At 70.4% G+C, this 15,058-nt stretch carries 13 protein-coding genes; 5 read left to right on the forward strand and 8 right to left on the reverse strand.

What is annotated here, in order from left to right; all coding sequences use genetic code 11:
* Positions 1-210 precede the first annotated feature (210 nt).
* Complete coding sequence (locus tag AB8M46_RS08800; protein ID WP_394360029.1) at positions 211-2,676, forward strand: DEAD/DEAH box helicase; 2,466 nt, start codon at positions 211-213, stop codon at positions 2,674-2,676.
* Positions 2,677-2,702: 26 nt separating this feature from the next.
* On the opposite strand, the gene AB8M46_RS08805 is transcribed toward AB8M46_RS08800, so the two are convergent.
* The 8 genes from AB8M46_RS08805 to ssd all read right to left on the reverse strand — a co-directional run bounded on the left by AB8M46_RS08805 (position 2,703) and on the right by ssd (position 8,149).
* Positions 2,703-3,329, reverse strand: a complete 627-nt coding sequence (locus AB8M46_RS08805; RefSeq protein WP_073845645.1) for a bifunctional DNA primase/polymerase — start codon at positions 3,327-3,329, stop codon at positions 2,703-2,705.
* A gap of 417 nt (positions 3,330-3,746) precedes the next feature.
* Complete coding sequence (locus tag AB8M46_RS08810) at positions 3,747-4,112, reverse strand: Rv3654c family TadE-like protein (RefSeq protein WP_394360030.1); 366 nt, start codon at positions 4,110-4,112, stop codon at positions 3,747-3,749.
* Positions 4,109-4,447, reverse strand: a complete 339-nt coding sequence (locus tag AB8M46_RS08815) for a TadE family type IV pilus minor pilin (RefSeq protein ID WP_394360031.1) — start codon at positions 4,445-4,447, stop codon at positions 4,109-4,111. The genes AB8M46_RS08810 and AB8M46_RS08815 overlap by 4 nt, the downstream gene beginning before the upstream one ends.
* Positions 4,447-4,620 carry a DUF4244 domain-containing protein gene (locus AB8M46_RS08820; protein WP_394360032.1) on the reverse strand — a complete coding sequence of 58 codons (174 nt, stop codon included), beginning with the start codon at positions 4,618-4,620 and terminating at the stop codon, positions 4,447-4,449. Before AB8M46_RS08820 ends, AB8M46_RS08815 begins: the two co-directional genes overlap by 1 nt.
* 16 nt (positions 4,621-4,636) lie before the next feature.
* On the reverse strand, positions 4,637-5,206 hold the full coding sequence (locus AB8M46_RS08825) for a type II secretion system F family protein (protein ID WP_394360033.1): 570 nt from the start codon (positions 5,204-5,206) through the stop codon (positions 4,637-4,639).
* Positions 5,200-5,940, reverse strand: a complete 741-nt coding sequence (locus AB8M46_RS08830) for a type II secretion system F family protein (protein WP_394360034.1) — start codon at positions 5,938-5,940, stop codon at positions 5,200-5,202. Before AB8M46_RS08830 ends, AB8M46_RS08825 begins: the two co-directional genes overlap by 7 nt.
* On the reverse strand, positions 5,937-7,079 hold the full coding sequence (locus tag AB8M46_RS08835) for a TadA family conjugal transfer-associated ATPase (protein WP_394360035.1): 1,143 nt from the start codon (positions 7,077-7,079) through the stop codon (positions 5,937-5,939). Before AB8M46_RS08835 ends, AB8M46_RS08830 begins: the two co-directional genes overlap by 4 nt.
* Entirely contained in the window at positions 7,076-8,149 is a 1,074-nt protein-coding gene (gene ssd / locus AB8M46_RS08840; RefSeq protein WP_394360036.1) for a septum site-determining protein Ssd, read from the reverse strand. Before ssd ends, AB8M46_RS08835 begins: the two co-directional genes overlap by 4 nt.
* Positions 8,150-8,711: 562 nt before the next feature.
* Between ssd and AB8M46_RS08845 the strand changes: the two genes are divergently transcribed.
* The 4 genes from AB8M46_RS08845 to AB8M46_RS08860 all read left to right on the forward strand — a co-directional run bounded on the left by AB8M46_RS08845 (position 8,712) and on the right by AB8M46_RS08860 (position 14,943).
* Entirely contained in the window at positions 8,712-9,509 is a 798-nt protein-coding gene (locus tag AB8M46_RS08845; RefSeq protein WP_394360037.1) for an HAD family hydrolase, read from the forward strand.
* Positions 9,510-10,085: 576 nt separating this feature from the next.
* Complete coding sequence (locus AB8M46_RS08850; protein WP_394360038.1) at positions 10,086-11,891, forward strand: glycoside hydrolase family 3 protein; 1,806 nt, start codon at positions 10,086-10,088, stop codon at positions 11,889-11,891.
* Entirely contained in the window at positions 11,888-13,156 is a 1,269-nt protein-coding gene (locus tag AB8M46_RS08855) for an exo-beta-N-acetylmuramidase NamZ domain-containing protein (RefSeq protein WP_394360039.1), read from the forward strand. Before AB8M46_RS08850 ends, AB8M46_RS08855 begins: the two co-directional genes overlap by 4 nt.
* Positions 13,157-13,167: 11 nt before the next feature.
* A complete protein-coding gene (locus AB8M46_RS08860) occupies positions 13,168-14,943 on the forward strand; it encodes a serine hydrolase (protein WP_394360040.1) in 1,776 nt (591 codons plus the stop codon).
* The last annotated feature ends 115 nt before the right edge of the window (positions 14,944-15,058 follow it).

Consider the following 15,058-nt stretch of genomic DNA (forward strand, 5'->3'; position numbering starts at 1 on the left):
AGGTACGTCTCACATGACGCTCGCCACAGACGGTGTGGATTGCGGGAGTGTATTGGTAGTGGGATGGCGGACGGCAAGGCGTCCCTGCCACCACACGTTCCGTTACCTTGTGAGGCTGGTCACTTTATCGATCATCGAGGGCCGCTTCCAGTGCCGGATCCGTTCGGCGGCGGCCCCGTTTCTGTCGGTGCGCTGTGCGAAGCTCGGAAGGTGGACGGCACGGTGCGACCCGGCAAAGGGCGGCGGCTTCTCGACCGCGCGACGGCGGGGATCCCGGCTTCGCTGTACCCGGTCACCCATGTGGCCGAGCTGCCCGCCCGTCCGGCGGATTCGGTCGACTGGCCGGAGTGGGCGGCGGCCCCGGTCGTCGAGGCGCTGAGGGCGAACGGCGTCAAGGCGCCCTGGCGGCATCAGGTGGAAGCCGCGTCGCTGGCCCGCGCGGGCGAGCACGTGGTGATCTCCACCGGCACGGCGTCGGGCAAGTCGCTCGCGTACCAGTTGCCGGTGCTTTCGGCTTTGGTCGAGGACGAGCGCGCTTCGGCGCTGTACCTGTCGCCGACCAAGGCGCTCGGCGCCGACCAGTTGCGCGCTGTGTCCTCTTTGGACATCAAGAAGGCGCGGGCGGCGTCGTTCGACGGTGACACCCCGCTGGAGGAGCGGGACTGGGTCCGCGCGCACGCGAACTGGGTCTTCACGAACCCGGACATGCTGCACCGCGGGATCCTCTCGTCGCACGCGCGCTGGTCACGGTTCTTCCGGCGGCTCGCGTTCGTCGTCGTCGACGAATGCCACAGCTATCGCGGGGTCTTCGGTTCCCACGTGGCGCTGCTACTGCGCAGGCTGCGAAGGGTCGCGGCGTACTACGGCGCTTCGCCGGTCTTCGTCCTCGCGTCCGCGACGACGGCGGACCCGGCGGCGTTCGCGTCGAAGCTCACCGGGCAGGACTGTGTCCCGGTCACCGAGGACGGCTCACCCCGTGGCGCCCGCACGGTCGCGTTGTGGGAACCCCCTCTGCTGTCGGAACTCTCGGGCGAGAACGGGGCGCCGGTGCGGCGCTCGGCGGGGGCCGAGGCTTCCCGCATCCTCGCCGAACTGGTCATCGAAGGCGCTCGTTCGCTGGCGTTCGTCCGGTCGCGGCGAGGCGCGGAGCTGACCGCGCTCGGCGCCCGGCGCATTCTGTCCGAAGTGGACGGTTCCTTGGCGGAATCCGTGGCCGCGTACCGCTCCGGCTACCTGCCGGAGGAACGACGCGCCCTCGAAGCGGCGTTGCTGTCCGGGCGGTTGCTCGGCGTCGCGACGACGAACGCGCTCGAACTCGGCGTCGACATCGCGGGGCTGGACGCGGTGGTGCTGGCGGGATACCCGGGCACGCTCGCTTCGTTCTGGCAGCAGGCGGGGCGGGCCGGGCGCGCTGGGGACGCGGCGCTGGTCGTGTTCGTGGCCAGGGACGATCCGCTGGACACCTACCTCGTGCACCATCCGGCCGCGATCCTGGACAGGCCGGTGGAAGCCGCCGTCCTCGACCCGTCGAATCCGTATGTCCTCGGGCCGCAACTGGCGTGCGCCATCGCCGAACTCCCGTTGACCGAGCCGGAGGTCGCGGCCTTCGGCGGCGATCCGGCGCGTGCCGTGCTCGCCGATCTGGTCAAGGAGAAGATCGTCCGGCGCCGGACGAGCGGCTGGTACTGGACCTCGCGGGACCGGCCGCACGCCGAGGTCGGCATCCGCGGTTCCGGCGGCGAGCAGATCGCCGTGGTGGAGGCCGACTCCGGCCGCATGCTCGGCACCGTCGATCCGGGTTCCGCCTGCTACGCGGTACATCCCGGCGCGGTGTACCTGCACCAGGGTTCGTCCTATGTGGTCGACGAACTCGATCTGGAGACCGGGCTCGCGCTGGTGCACGCGGAGGATCCGGACTGGACCACGTCACCGCGCGAGATCGTCGACATCAGTGTGCTGCGCACCGAGGAGACCAGCGTGCACGGCGGGGTCACGGTGAATCTCGGCGAGGTGTCGGTCAGTTCGCAAGTGGTCGGCTACTTGCGGCGGCGACCGTCCGGTGAGGTGCTGGACCAGACGCCGCTGGATCTGCCGGAGCAGAGCCTGCACACCCGCGCCGTCTGGTACACGATCTCGGCGGAGCTGCTCGGTGTGTCCGATGGTGTGGCGGGGACCGGGGGCCATCGGACGGGGACCGAAGTTCTGGAGCCGGTGGGGACCGGAGGCTCCAGGGTGGGGACCGAGGAACTTGGCGGAGCACCGGGGACGAGCGCCGAGTTGGATCCGGCGCGCGTCCCCGGTGCCCTGCATGCCGCCGAGCACGCGGCGATCGGCCTGCTACCGCTGTTCGCTACGTGCGACCGCTGGGACATTGGCGGGGTGTCGACCGCGTGGCACGAAGACACCGGGGAGGCGACGGTGTTCGTGCACGATGGCCATCCCGGGGGTGCGGGATTCGCCGACCGCGGATTTGCCGCGATTGTCCCTTGGCTGGCCGCAACGCGGGAGGCGATCGTTTCCTGCGAGTGCCCGGCCGGCTGCCCGTCCTGCGTCCAGTCGCCGAAGTGCGGGAACGGCAACGATCCGCTGGACAAGGCGGGGGCGGTGGCCGTTCTGGACACCGTGCTCGGGGCTTTGCGTCAGCACGGGTCCGTGTCCGGCCACGGGGTGGCTTGAAATTGTGGGTTGAACTTGTGGGTTGATCAGGCGGCGGTGCTCAGGGTCGCCACCGGGGCGACGGTCTGGTCACCGGCCAGCGCACGGACGAGCACGTCGTGCACCTCGGTGGCCTCGGGCAGCTGCCAGCCCCAGACCTCGGGCTTGACCCGCCAGTGCACGACACCGTGCTGGAACGGCGACGGGGGCAGCGGGATGTAGCCGTTCGCGCCGTGCCACTGGATCGAAGCCTGGTCGGCCAGTTCCCGCGGGATGCTCGTGGCGACGGTGGTAAGGAACAGCCAGCGGCCGTTCGGCATCGCGACGATCGGGGCGGGGTGGCCGGTGGCACGAAGCAGGCGGGCGGCGGCCTTGCCGAGCTCGTCGTCGACCTCGATGGCGTCGAGCACGGTGCCGGTGGCCACGAGCAGGCTGTGGGTGTCGTCGCCGAACCAGGTGGCGACCTCGTGCGGGTGGGTCTCGAGCAGTTCACGCCAGTTGTCCTGCGCCGGGACGGGACGACGCCAGGTGAGGTCGTCACCCTCCGCGGTGATCGCGGCGGGCTCCGCACCCGGGAGCACCGGCCAGCCACGCCACGCGAGGCCGATCGCCTCCGCCCGCATCTCGATGCGGAAGGCGCCCCGCCAGCTGTCCGGCCAATTCGCGTCCAACATTCCGTCCCTGCCTCAGGTCAACTCTGTCCTGTGTCGGTTCTGCTCCGCGCTACCCGGCGACCTTCTCGAGGTGGCGCACATCTCAATAAACGGCAAGTTGCACATCGGGAGAAGACCTCGCGCGACAACCGGCGGTTACTCAGCGATGAACGCGCGGTAGTGCGACCGGACGGACCGAACGCCGGACGTCCGATTAACGGGCGTGCGTGACCGGTCCGAGGCCGTTCGTCGCAGCCGACCTGGGTTTCCGTCCCGCGTGACGGCGCTCACGGTGAGCGGCGGGCGGCCGTTCGGCGGTGCGCTGATCATGACTTCGACCGCTCGCCGTGCGTCAACGACCGCTGCTCGCGCCGAGCGGTTACTCACGCGTACTACCGGCCGGTCACCGCCCGACGACCGTTCGTCGTGCGACGCACGTCACGGTGGCCGGTCGACCGGCCCCGCCCGCGCGCGTGCCTCCGCCCGTCCGGTGACCGCCGGCCGCCCCGACGGCTCCGAGCGCACCTCAACCAGGGCATCGCCGCGCTCCCAGCGGCAGGTGAGCAGCGTGACCGACATCCGGACGGCGACCTGCCGGGCCCGTTCGCAGGCCGCGCCGGGGCCCTCCGTCGCGTGCGAGGCGGCCGCGAGCGCGGCCAGATCGGCGGCGGCCTCGGTGCGATGCCGGGCCGTGACGGCGGCTCCGAGCCAGAAGACGAACGCCGCCGCGCAGACCAGGGCCGCGACGATCGACGCGGTCCACACGGTCGCGACACCGCGATCGTCCGTGGTGTCCGAGGTCATGGCCCGCTCCCAGGCTCGGCGATGGCGAAGGCACGGGAGTGCAGCCGGATCCCCGGCAGGAGGCCGCCGACCGGTTCGGCCTCGACGCCGACGGTGATCGCCTCCCCTTCGCGGACGACGTCCAGCCGAGCGCCGGACGGCGCGATCTCCCGCACCGCTTGTTCGGCACGGGCAGGCTGACCGCGGGCGAGGAGCCTGGCCGCCTCGCGGGCCGCGTCGGTGCAGCGGAGCTGATCGGAGGCCACGCCGACGCCGGTGAACAACAAGGCCGAGAGGAAGGTCAGGGCACCGATGCCGAGGGCGGCCTCCACAGTGACGGAGCCGTGGTCGGCCATCAGAACTTCACCGACAGGGCCCGCTCGATGAGCGCGGTGAGCCCTGCGGAGACGGCATCACTGGTGACGACCAGATAGAGGAGGGCCGCCAAGCCGGCGGCGGCCAAGGTACCGATGGCGTACTCGACCGTCGTCATGCCGTCGTCTTCGCGGAAGGTGGGGAGCTTGGTCATGGGGATTGCCTTTCGATCAAAGGAAGTCGAGACGCCCGGCGAGGCCGAGCACGACGGGGAAGACACCGAGGCACAGGAACGCGGGGAGGAAGCACAGGCCGATCGGCGCCGCCAGCAGCACTCCGGCCCGTTCGGCTCGTTCCTCGGCCTCGGCGGCGAGCGACTCGCGCAGTCTTCGCGCGAGATCCTTCGCGTGGTCGGCGAGCGCGGTGCCCGCCCTCGCCGTACGGACGGCGGCGACGGACAGTTCGGTCAGGCCGGGCCGGTCGCGGACCGGCGCCCAGGCTTCCGCCGGTCCGATGCCCACAGCGAGATGCGACGCCACCGAGCGCAGTGCCGCGGCGGTCTTCGGTGACGCGGTCGGTACGACGGCTTCGAGCGCGACGGGTACCGGCAGCCCGCCGCCCAGGCAGGCGGCCAGCAGGTCGAGAGTGGCCGCGGACCGGAGGAGTTCGGAGACGCCGTTCTCGCGAGACGTTCTCCTGCGCGGCCGGAGCCACCCGGGCCGCGCTGGGGCCACGGAGGTGACGCGCGGCCAACAGAAGACGGCACCGCCCAGCAGGATCAGGGCCACCCCGATCACCATGGCGCCACCCTCCCGGTGAGGGCCCGGCACCAGGCCGTGCCCGCCCAGATCAGCCCGCTGCCCACGACGAACGACAGCTGCCCGGCGCCCGTCCCGGTGAGGGCGTGGACCGGCCCGGCACCCATCACTTCGCCGAGCACCAGGCACAGCAGAGGGAGGACCGCGAGCACGGCGGCACTCGCCCTGGGGCCCGCCATCTTGGCTTTGAGCCGACGGCGGAAGCCGGCCTCCGCCTCGGCGTCCCGTCGCGCGGCATCGAGTACCTCGGCCATCGGAAGCCCGAACCGGTGCGCGAGTGTCCAGGCGTTCGCCAGCGCCGGTGGCGCGTCCGGATCGGCGGCGGTGCCGCCACCGAACCGGGCGTCCGCGATGAGTCCGCGCAAACGCCCGGACGCCGCGGGCACCGCCTCCGCGGTGGCTTCGGCCGCGGCCACCGGATGGGCGCCCGCCCGGAGTTCGGCGATCATCGTGCGCAAGACGGACCCGGTGAGTTCCGCTTCGGCCAGCGCCGCCTTCTCCCGTGCCCGCCACCGATGCTCCTGGCGGATGGCCCACGTGAGTACGAGCGTCGCCACCGCCCACCCGATTCCCACGAAGGACAGAGCCAGCGCGGGCAACGGCCACCAGCCCACCCGGACGGCGCGAGGCAGCCGCCAGGCGATCGGAGCACGCGCCATCGACTTGGGCCAGCAGGCGAGACCCGCGCCCCAGGCGAGAAGGAACCACGGGTTCACGCCGCCATCTCCTCGAACGGCGTCTCGTCGCCGATCCACGAGCCCTTGCTCCAGACCGGGACGACCTTGGCCTCGCCTCGAAACGACCGGAGGACACCGACCTCGTCCAGGCGCCGGATCCCGCTCGGCAGGCGGCGCATGTGCAGGACCACCCGGATCGCCGCCGTCAGCTGGCTGTGCAGCGCGTCCCGTTTCAGCCCGCCGAGCGCGGCCAGCGCCTCCAGCCGCGCGGGGACGTCCTCCGGCGAGTTGGCGTGCACGGTGCAGCCGCCGCCCTCGTGCCCGGTGTTCATGGCGTTGAGCAACGCGATGACCTCGCCACCGCGCACTTCGCCGACGACCAGCCGGTCCGGCCGCATGCGCAACGCCTGCCGCACCAGCTCGCTCAGCCCGACCTCGCCCGCGCCCTCGACGTTGGGCGGCCGGGTGAGCAGGCTGACGAACTGGGGATGGTCCGGTTGCAGTTCTCCGGCGTCCTCGACGCAGACGATGCGTTCGGCCGGGGGAACCGCGCCGAGCAACGCGGAGAGCAGGGTCGTCTTGCCCGCTCCCGTCCCGCCGGAGACCAGGAACGCGAGCCGCCGCCGGATGACCGAGCCGAGCAGGTCCGCGCCGCTGGTGCCGAACACCCCGCGCAGCCGGAGTTCGGCGAGATCATGGGTGGCTGGCCGGAGCACGCGGAGCGAGAGGGCGGTCCCGGCCGGCGCGATCGGCGGGAGGACCGCGTGCATGCGGACCCGGCCTTGCGGACCCACTCCCGGCAGCCAGCAGTCGGCGAACGGTTGAGCGTCGTCCAGGCGCCGACCGCCGGCGAGGGCGAGCCGCTGCGCCAGCCTGCGGACGGCTTCCTCGTCGGCGAAACGAACATCCGACAGGCGGATGCCTTCGCCGGTGTCGGTCCAGACCTCGTCGGGTGCCGTGACGAGAACATCGGTGACGCCGGGTTTTTCGAGAAGCGGCGCTAGCGGACCGGCTCCGACGAACTCGTCACGGGCCAGCCGCACCGCTCCGAGGACGGCCTCCTGCCCGAGCGCGCCACCGGCTTCGGCGCGGACGGCCCGCGCGACGCTCACCGGATCCGCCGGGGCGGCCGATCCGGCCAGCCGCCGCCGGACCCGCTCGACCAGATCGTCGGTCATCGCGAGGCACCGGCCAGCCGCCCGCGCGCGGCCGCGAGGACTTCGCCGGCGGCGATGGCCAGATGCCCGCGCTGCCTCAGGACGAACTCACCGCGGTCGAGGGCCGCCGCGAGGGAGCGCTCGCGGCCCATCGAGGTGATGAGCGGAACGCCGACGGCGTCGGCGATCTCTTGCGGGATCAGCCCGGCGGGCGACGGCCCCCGTACCGCGACACCGACCCGCGACGCGTGCGGTTCGATCCTGGCGAGGACCTGTTTCGCCGCCGCGCAGGCGCGGAGTTCGGCGGGGACGACGACCACGACCAGATCGGCGAGCCCGATCACGGCGGCCGTCTCGGCGCCGAAATACCTCGGCAGATCGCAGACGACCGTCCGCCCCGCCCGGCGTCCGGCACTCAGCACGCCTTCGATCGCATCGGGCCCCGGTCCGCTTCCTTCCCGGCCATAGGACACAAAGGACAGTGAGCCGGTCGCGTACTTCTTCCGCGGCAGGGCTTCGCTCAACGCGGCCATCGACACCCTGCCACCGAGTTCGAGCTCCGGCCAGCGTGGCCCGCGATCGCGTTCGGCGGCGAGGAGGACGTCGACCCCGCCGCCGAGGGGATCGCAGTCGACAAGCAGCCCGCCGGTGCCGGACTTCTCCGCCCGGTACGCGACGGCGGCCGAAAGCACCGATGCCCCGGCCCCGCCTCGCCCGCCGATGATCCCGATGACGACGCCGTCGTCCCGTGGCGGCCCGTCGACGACATCGGCGAATTCGCCGATGAGGTCGCTTTCCTCGTCCGGCAGCGAAAGGACCTTCTCCGAACCGGTGTTGACGGCACGCTCCCACGTGACCGGTGTCGGCGCGCCCTTGCAGACGAGCAGGACCTTGTTCCGCCGCAGCAGCCGGTTCGGCGCGCTCGCGGCCTCTTCGTCGAGCACCACGAGCGGCGCACGGGCCCATCTCCCGCGTGCGGCGTCCAGATCGGGTGCTCGTTCGACCTCGCACCCCGCGGCCGCCGCCACGCGCAGGATCTCGTCGAGCAGGACGTCGTCTCCGGCGACGACGAGCGGATGTTCCGCGGTCATGACTCCCCCAGTGATTCGGTCGGACTCGGGTGACCACTCCACGGTCGCGCCGCTTCCCCACCCCGCACAACGCCATTCCGCCCCACCTGTGGACAACTGGGGTGTTGTGGACAACTCCGTTTCGAGAAACCGGTTTCCCGGATTTCCGTCGGTCCCTTCCGCTATGGGATTCGGAGCCGGACTGGGCACAAGAAACCCTTGAGAGAAAAGAAAGTTAACAAACTCCCGCCGGTTCGTCCTTGCCCTGGCGAAGTTTCCGCGGCCGACAAGGTCTGAACCATTGGTACGACGGGGAAATAGGAGGCGGCCCTCGCCAGGGGGGAGGGACGAGGGCCGCCTGGGGTTCAGCCCCGGGGGGTCGGACTGAACCTGGGCCCGGTGCGACACCGGGCAATCTCACTGTAACTCCGATACCGGCCCGTTGCGGGCGGCGCCGGTACCCACAATTCGATAACGGCACGACGCGCCGGATCGGGTACGCGGTCGTGAATTTTCCACCGCCGTATCCCGATCGTGGTCGACCAACGGGCGCCCGGCCGTACCGCTCTCCTATCCTTGGCGAGTGGACCGACCCAGCACGACGCCGAGCCAGGTCGCGGCGTTCTTCGATCTCGACAAGACGATCATCGCGTCATCGAGCGCATTGGCCTTCAGCAAGCCGCTTTTGCGCGAAGGCCTGATCAACCGCCGAGCCGCCCTTCGCAGTGCGTACGCCCAGCTCGTCTTCTCGCTCGCGGGCGCGGACGCGGCGAAGACCGAGCGGATGCGCACCGAGGTTTCCGCGCTGTGCACCGGATGGGACGTCGCACAGGTGTCCGCGATCGTCCGCGAAACGCTGCACGACGTCGTCGACCCGCTCGTGTACGCGGAGGCGGCGGAACTGATCTCGTCCCATCGCGCGGACGGGCACGACGTCGTGGTGCTGTCGGCGACCGGCGAGGAGGTCGTCGCGCCGGTCGCCGAAATGCTCGGCGCGACGCGCAGCGTGGCCACGCGGATGCAGATCGTGGACGGCCGCTACTCGGGCGAAGTCGATTTCTACTGCTACGGCGAGAACAAGGCCGTCGCCGCGAAGCAGCTCGCGGCGACGTACGGCTACGACCTCACGCAGTGCCACGCGTACACCGACTCGAGCACCGACATCCCACTCCTCGAAGTCGTCGGACGGCCACACGCGGTCAACCCCGACCGCGTCCTGCGCAAGCACGCGATGGAACAGGGCTGGGAGATCCTCGCCTTCGAGCACCCGATGTCGCTGCGGACCCGGATCCCCGCGCGGTCGGCCGGCCTGGTCGCGCTCGGCGCCTTCGCGGCGGGGGCCACCTGGTACGGCTACAACCGGCGCAAACGCACCCGCTGAGCACGCACCCACACGGCGGTACCGGACCGGTTTTCGCAGTCAGGGCCGCGAATTGTCCGTCGCGGAGGGTGCCCGTGTCACTAGATCGAGCCTCTGTACCGGTGCACCCGTCTGCGCACTTGAAGTGACCCGGCTCACGGCGTAGAAAGTAGGTGCGGACGTTCGGTCGGCCAGGGAACAGGTAGAAGAGAAGCCTGTTCCACCCCGGCGAATCTCCGTGTGCGGACACCGGGTACCCACGCGCAGCGCGCCGCGGGAGGCTCGTCGTCTAGGGACTGCGTACCGGGACGCCGGACGCCGAGTCCATGAAGGTACGACCAGAGTTGCACGCTTGGTCGCCCGAGTGGTCCGCACCGACTGGCGGCGCCCGCCGGCTTCTTGCCGACGGGCGCCGCCAGTGTTTTGCCCAGGTTTTCAAGCGTGACAGGCCCCTTCGCGTCCCTTTGTGTATGAACGGACCGTTCGTGCGGGTGGCCGATGGACAAGCAAAGTGCTCGTGGGTAGCTTCCGGATATCAGTGCTTCCAGGTGGACTTCTTTCCACCTGAGAGTCAGGCACGAATCTGGGAGGCTTGAGGTGACGACCCGAATCGCGCACGCCCGTCATCGGAGGATCCATGCGCTCGCCCTGCCCCTCGCGGGTCTGCTCGCCCTGGGTGTCGCGGGCGTACCGGCGACCGCGCAGCCGGTGACGGCCGACGCGGAGGCGCAGCGGGCGCTGCGCGGGTTGACCCTGGAGCAGAAGGTCGGGCAGCTCTTCGTCACGTGGGTGAACGGGAAGTCGGCCGACGAGGTCAACGCCAAGAACAAGGCCGACTTCGGCGTGGACACCCCCGCGCAGGTGATCGAGAAGTACCACCTGGGCGGCGTCATCTACTTCAACAACGACAGCCGCGACAACTTCGACGACCCGGTGCAGGTCGCCAAGCTGTCGAACGGGCTCCAGCGAGCGGCCCTCCGCAGCGGCGCCCGCATTCCGCTGCAGATCGCGACCGACCAGGAAGGCGGCACGGTCACCCGGATGGGTGCCCCCGCCACCGAACTGCCGAACGCGATGGCGATCTCGGCCGGCCGTGACACCAAGGCCGCGCAGGACGCCGCCCGGATCCTCGGGCACGAACTGCGCGCCGTCGGCATCAACCAGGACTTCGCCCCCGACGCCGACGTGAACTCGAACCCGGCGAACCCGGTGATCGGCGTCCGATCCTTCTCCGGCCGCCCGGAGCTGGCGAGCCAGTTCGTCGAAGCCCAGGTCAGGGGCTTCCAGAACTCCGGCCGACGCTCCGAGACTGTGTCCGCCGCCGCGAAGCACTTCCCCGGCCACGGCGACGCGGCCACTGACAGTCACCACGAACTGCCCCGGATCGACCGGAGCGAGGCCAGCTGGCGCGAGACCGACGTGCCGCCGTTCAAGGCCGCCATCAAGGCGGGCATCGACTCGATCATGAGCGCGCACATCCAGTTCCCCAGCCTCGACCCGTCGGGCGAGCCCGCCACGCTGTCGAAGCCGATCCTCACCGGCAAGCTGCGCGAAGAGCTCGGATACCGCGGAGTCGTCGTCACCGACTCCCTCTCGATGGACGCGGTGCGCGAGATGCACACCGACGCGGAGATCCCGGTGCTGGCCCTCAAGGCGGGTATCGACCAGCTGCTCATGCCGGTGAACCTCGAACTCGCGATCAACTCGGTGCTCGACGCCGTCCGCAAGGGCGAGCTGACCGAGCGGCGGATCGACGAGAGCGTCCTGCGGGTGCTGAAGCTCAAGCTGAACCGCGGCATCCTCACCTCGCCGTTCGTCGACCCGGCCAAGGTGATGTCGAAGGTCGGTGTCCCGGCCAACCTCGCGACCGCGCAGGGCATCGCCGACCGATCGATCACCGCGATCCGCAACGACGGCGGTGTCCTGCCGCTCAAGCAGCAGCCCGCGAAGACGCTCGTGACCGGCTGGGGCGCGACCACGACGACGTCGCTGGCCGCGAAGCTCACCGCGCACGGCACGCAGGCGACCGCGCTGCAGACCGGCCAGACGCCGACGGACGCGCAGATCGCGCAGGCGGCCGCGGCGGCCAAGAACGTCGACCTCGTCGTCGTGCTGACCAACAACGTCGGCACGTATCCGTTGCAGGGCAAGCTGTTGCAGGCGCTGGCCGACACCGGGAAGCCCGTCGTCGCTGTCGCCGCCCAGATCCCCTACGACGCCGGCTACGAAAACCCGATCAAGACGTGGCTCGCCACGTACGGCTACATCACGCCTTCGCTCGAAGCGCTGGCGAAGGTGATCCTCGGGAAGGTGACGCCGCAGGGCAAGCTGCCGGTGGACGTTCCCGCGGGCAAGGACGTGGGCACGGTGAAGTACCCCTTCGGCCACGGGCTGACCTGGTGAACCTCAACCGACGCCACTTCCTCGTCACCGGCGCGCTCGCGGTCCCCGCGCTGACGGCCGGGTCCTCGGTCGCGGGGGCCCAGCCGGAAAGCGAGAGCAAAGGTCCCCCGCTCACCCGCACCGGAGCCGACGTGCTCGCCGCCCGGGGTTGGGCGCCGCTCTCCGGCCGCAAGCTCGGCGTGCTGTCGAACCCCACGGGTGTGCTGGCGAGCGGCGACCACATCGTCGACTCGATGGTCGCCGCCGGCGTCCGGCCGCTCGCCGCGTTCGGGCCGGAGCACGGGTTCCGCGGCAGCGCGCAGGCAGGCGGCTCCGAGGGCGACTACACCGACCCACGCACCGGCGTGCCGGTGTACGACGCGTACGGCGCCGACGCGACGAAGCTCGCCGGGATGTTCACGAAGGCGGGCGTCGACACCGTCGTCTTCGACATCGCCGACGTCGGCGCGCGGTTCTACACCTACATCTGGTCGCTGTACACGGCGATGGTCGCGGCGGCGAAGGTCGGTGCGGCGGTCGTCGTGCTGGACCGGCCGAATCCGCTGGGCGGCAAGGCCGCCGGGCCGATGCTCGACCCGGCGTTCGCCTCAGGTGTCGGCCGGAAGCCGATCGTGCAGCAGCACGGCATGACCGTCGGCGAACTCGCGCGGTTCTTCGCGGCCGAGTTCCTGCCTGCCGAAGGGGTCACGCCGGGCAAGCTCGAAATCGTCGAGGTGCGTGACTGGCGCCGTGATCAGCTCTTCGCCCGCACCGGCCTGACCTGGGTCCCGCCGAGCCCGAACATGCCGACGCCGGACACCGCGCTCGTCTATCCCGGCACCGGGATGTTCGAAGGCACCGTGTTCTCCGAAGGCCGGGGCACCACCAGGCCGTTCGAGATCATCGGCGCGCCGGGTCTCGACTGGCGCTGGCGCGAGAAGCTCGGCGAGCTACGGCTTCCCGGCGTGAAGTTCCGTGAGGCCTATTTCGTGCCGACGTTCGGCAAGTTCGTCAACGAACCCTGCGGCGGCGTGCAGGTGACGATCACCGATCCGCGGGCGTTCGACGCCATCCGCACCGCGGTCACCATGTTCGTCACCGCGAAACAGGTGCATCCGGACAAGTTCAAGTGGCGCCCCGACAATTTCCTCGACAAGCTCTCGGGCTCCGACCGGCTGCGCACGATGATCGACAAGGGCGCCGGGGTGGACGAGATCGTCGGGTCCTGGCAGGCGGAACTGGCCGAGTTCGACCGGAAACGCCGCCGCCATCTCATCTACCGCTGAGAGGAACGACCGTGCGTGTTAGGAAGATCCTGATCGCGGCCGTCTCCGTACTGGTCGCGGCGACCACGCTGTCGACGGCGGGAGCACAGGCGATTCCGGGTACCGGGCAACAGGGAAACGGCACGGCGGGCCGGTTCGACAAGCCGCGTGTGGGCTTCGCGCCCGCGTCCACCGTGCTGCGCGACGGCGCGCCCTCGGAAGTCGGCCTCGACCCCGAGCCGATCAAGGCGGCGGAGCGGTTCATCGAGAGCTGGACGAAGCCGGACGCCACGGGGCATCCGCACTTCTCCGGGGCGGTCGGCCTGCTCGCGCACGACGGCGTGGTCGTCGAGCGCCAGGCCGTCGGTGGCGCGGTCCGCTACGCCGACGCCAAGGGCACGGAACTGCCGCCCGGGCAGCAGGTGCCGATGCGCGCGGACACCATCTTCGACATGGCCTCGATCTCGAAGCTGTTCACCTCCATCGCGGTGATGCAGCTGGCCGAGTCGGGCAAGGTGGACATCTCGGCGCCGGTGGTGCGGTACCTGCCGGAGTTCGGGGTGAACGGCAAGGAGTCCGTCACCGTCCAGCAGCTGCTCACCCACGTCTCGGGCTTCGCCGCGACACCGCTCCCGTCGCTGTGGGAGGGCTACCCGGACATCCCGTCCCGCCGGAAGGCCGTCCTCGACAGCCCGCTGAAGAACGCGCCGGGCAGCACGTACCTCTACTCCGACATCAACCTGCTGACGCTCGGCTTCCTGGTCGAGAAGGTGGCCGGGGCACCACTGGACAAGGTCGTCCAGGACCGCATCGCCGCGCCGCTGGGTCTGGTCGACACCGGGTACAACCCGCCGGCCTCGAAACTCGCCAGGGTCGCGGCGACCGAGTACGCCGCGAAGCCGCCTCGGGGGCTCGTACGCGGCGAAGTGCACGACGAGAACGCTTGGTCCTTGGGCGGTGTCGCCGGGCACGCGGGCGTGTTCTCCACGGCCCCCGACATGGCGGTGCTGGCGCAGGCGATCCTCAACGGCGGCGCGTACCGCGGTCACCGGATCCTGCGCGAGGAGACCGTGCGGGCGATGCTGACGAACTACAACCACAAGTTCCCCGACAACGCGCACGGGCTCGGCTTCGAACTCGACCAGCCTTGGTACATGGGCGCGCTGTCGGCCCCGTCGACGGCCGGGCACACCGGCTTCACCGGGACCTCGCTGGTGATCGACCCGCTGTCGCGGTCGTTCGCGATCCTGCTCACCAACCGCGTGCACCCGACGCGGAACTGGGGCTCGATCAATCTCGCCAGGGAGACGTGGGCGAGTTCGCTCGCGAAGGCGATGGCCGTCCGCCCGGCGCACGGCCGCGAAGCGTGGTTCAGCGGCGCCGGGGACGTCTCCACGGCCACGCTCACGACCCCGCCGTTACAGACGCGCGGCGGGCCGCTGAAGGTCTCCTTCGACACCTTCGTGGACACCGAAGGCCCCTCGGATTCGCTGTTCCTGGAAATAAGTACCGACGGCGGAGCCACCTGGAAATCGATTACCCTGCGTGCTTCCGGACCAGGTGCCCCCGCCGGGGACCAAACCGGGCTCGGCGGCCATGGACATCGCGCTTGGTGGCGGGCCGCCGCCGAGGTGTCGCAAAGCTCACAAATCACCCTCCGCTGGCGTTACACGACCGATGCCCGTTACACCGGACGGGGAATTTCCTTGGACGGTGTGAAAGTCACTGAACGCGGCCGCATACTGCTGGACAGTGAGCATAATCCCCCTACTTTCGTCGCTACCGGCTGGAAGTTGAGCACTAGGTAGCCAATCGGCTCCGATGTGCTGACCGGACCGCCCCGTTGACCGGGACACAGCCCCTTGCGTCGCGACACTAAGTTGCCAAGTCGTTAGCTCGACCTCGTTAACGGCCTCGACCTGG

Source organism: Amycolatopsis sp. SB7-3 (genome assembly GCF_041021335.1).
Taxonomy (GTDB): domain Bacteria; phylum Actinomycetota; class Actinomycetes; order Mycobacteriales; family Pseudonocardiaceae; genus Amycolatopsis; species Amycolatopsis japonica.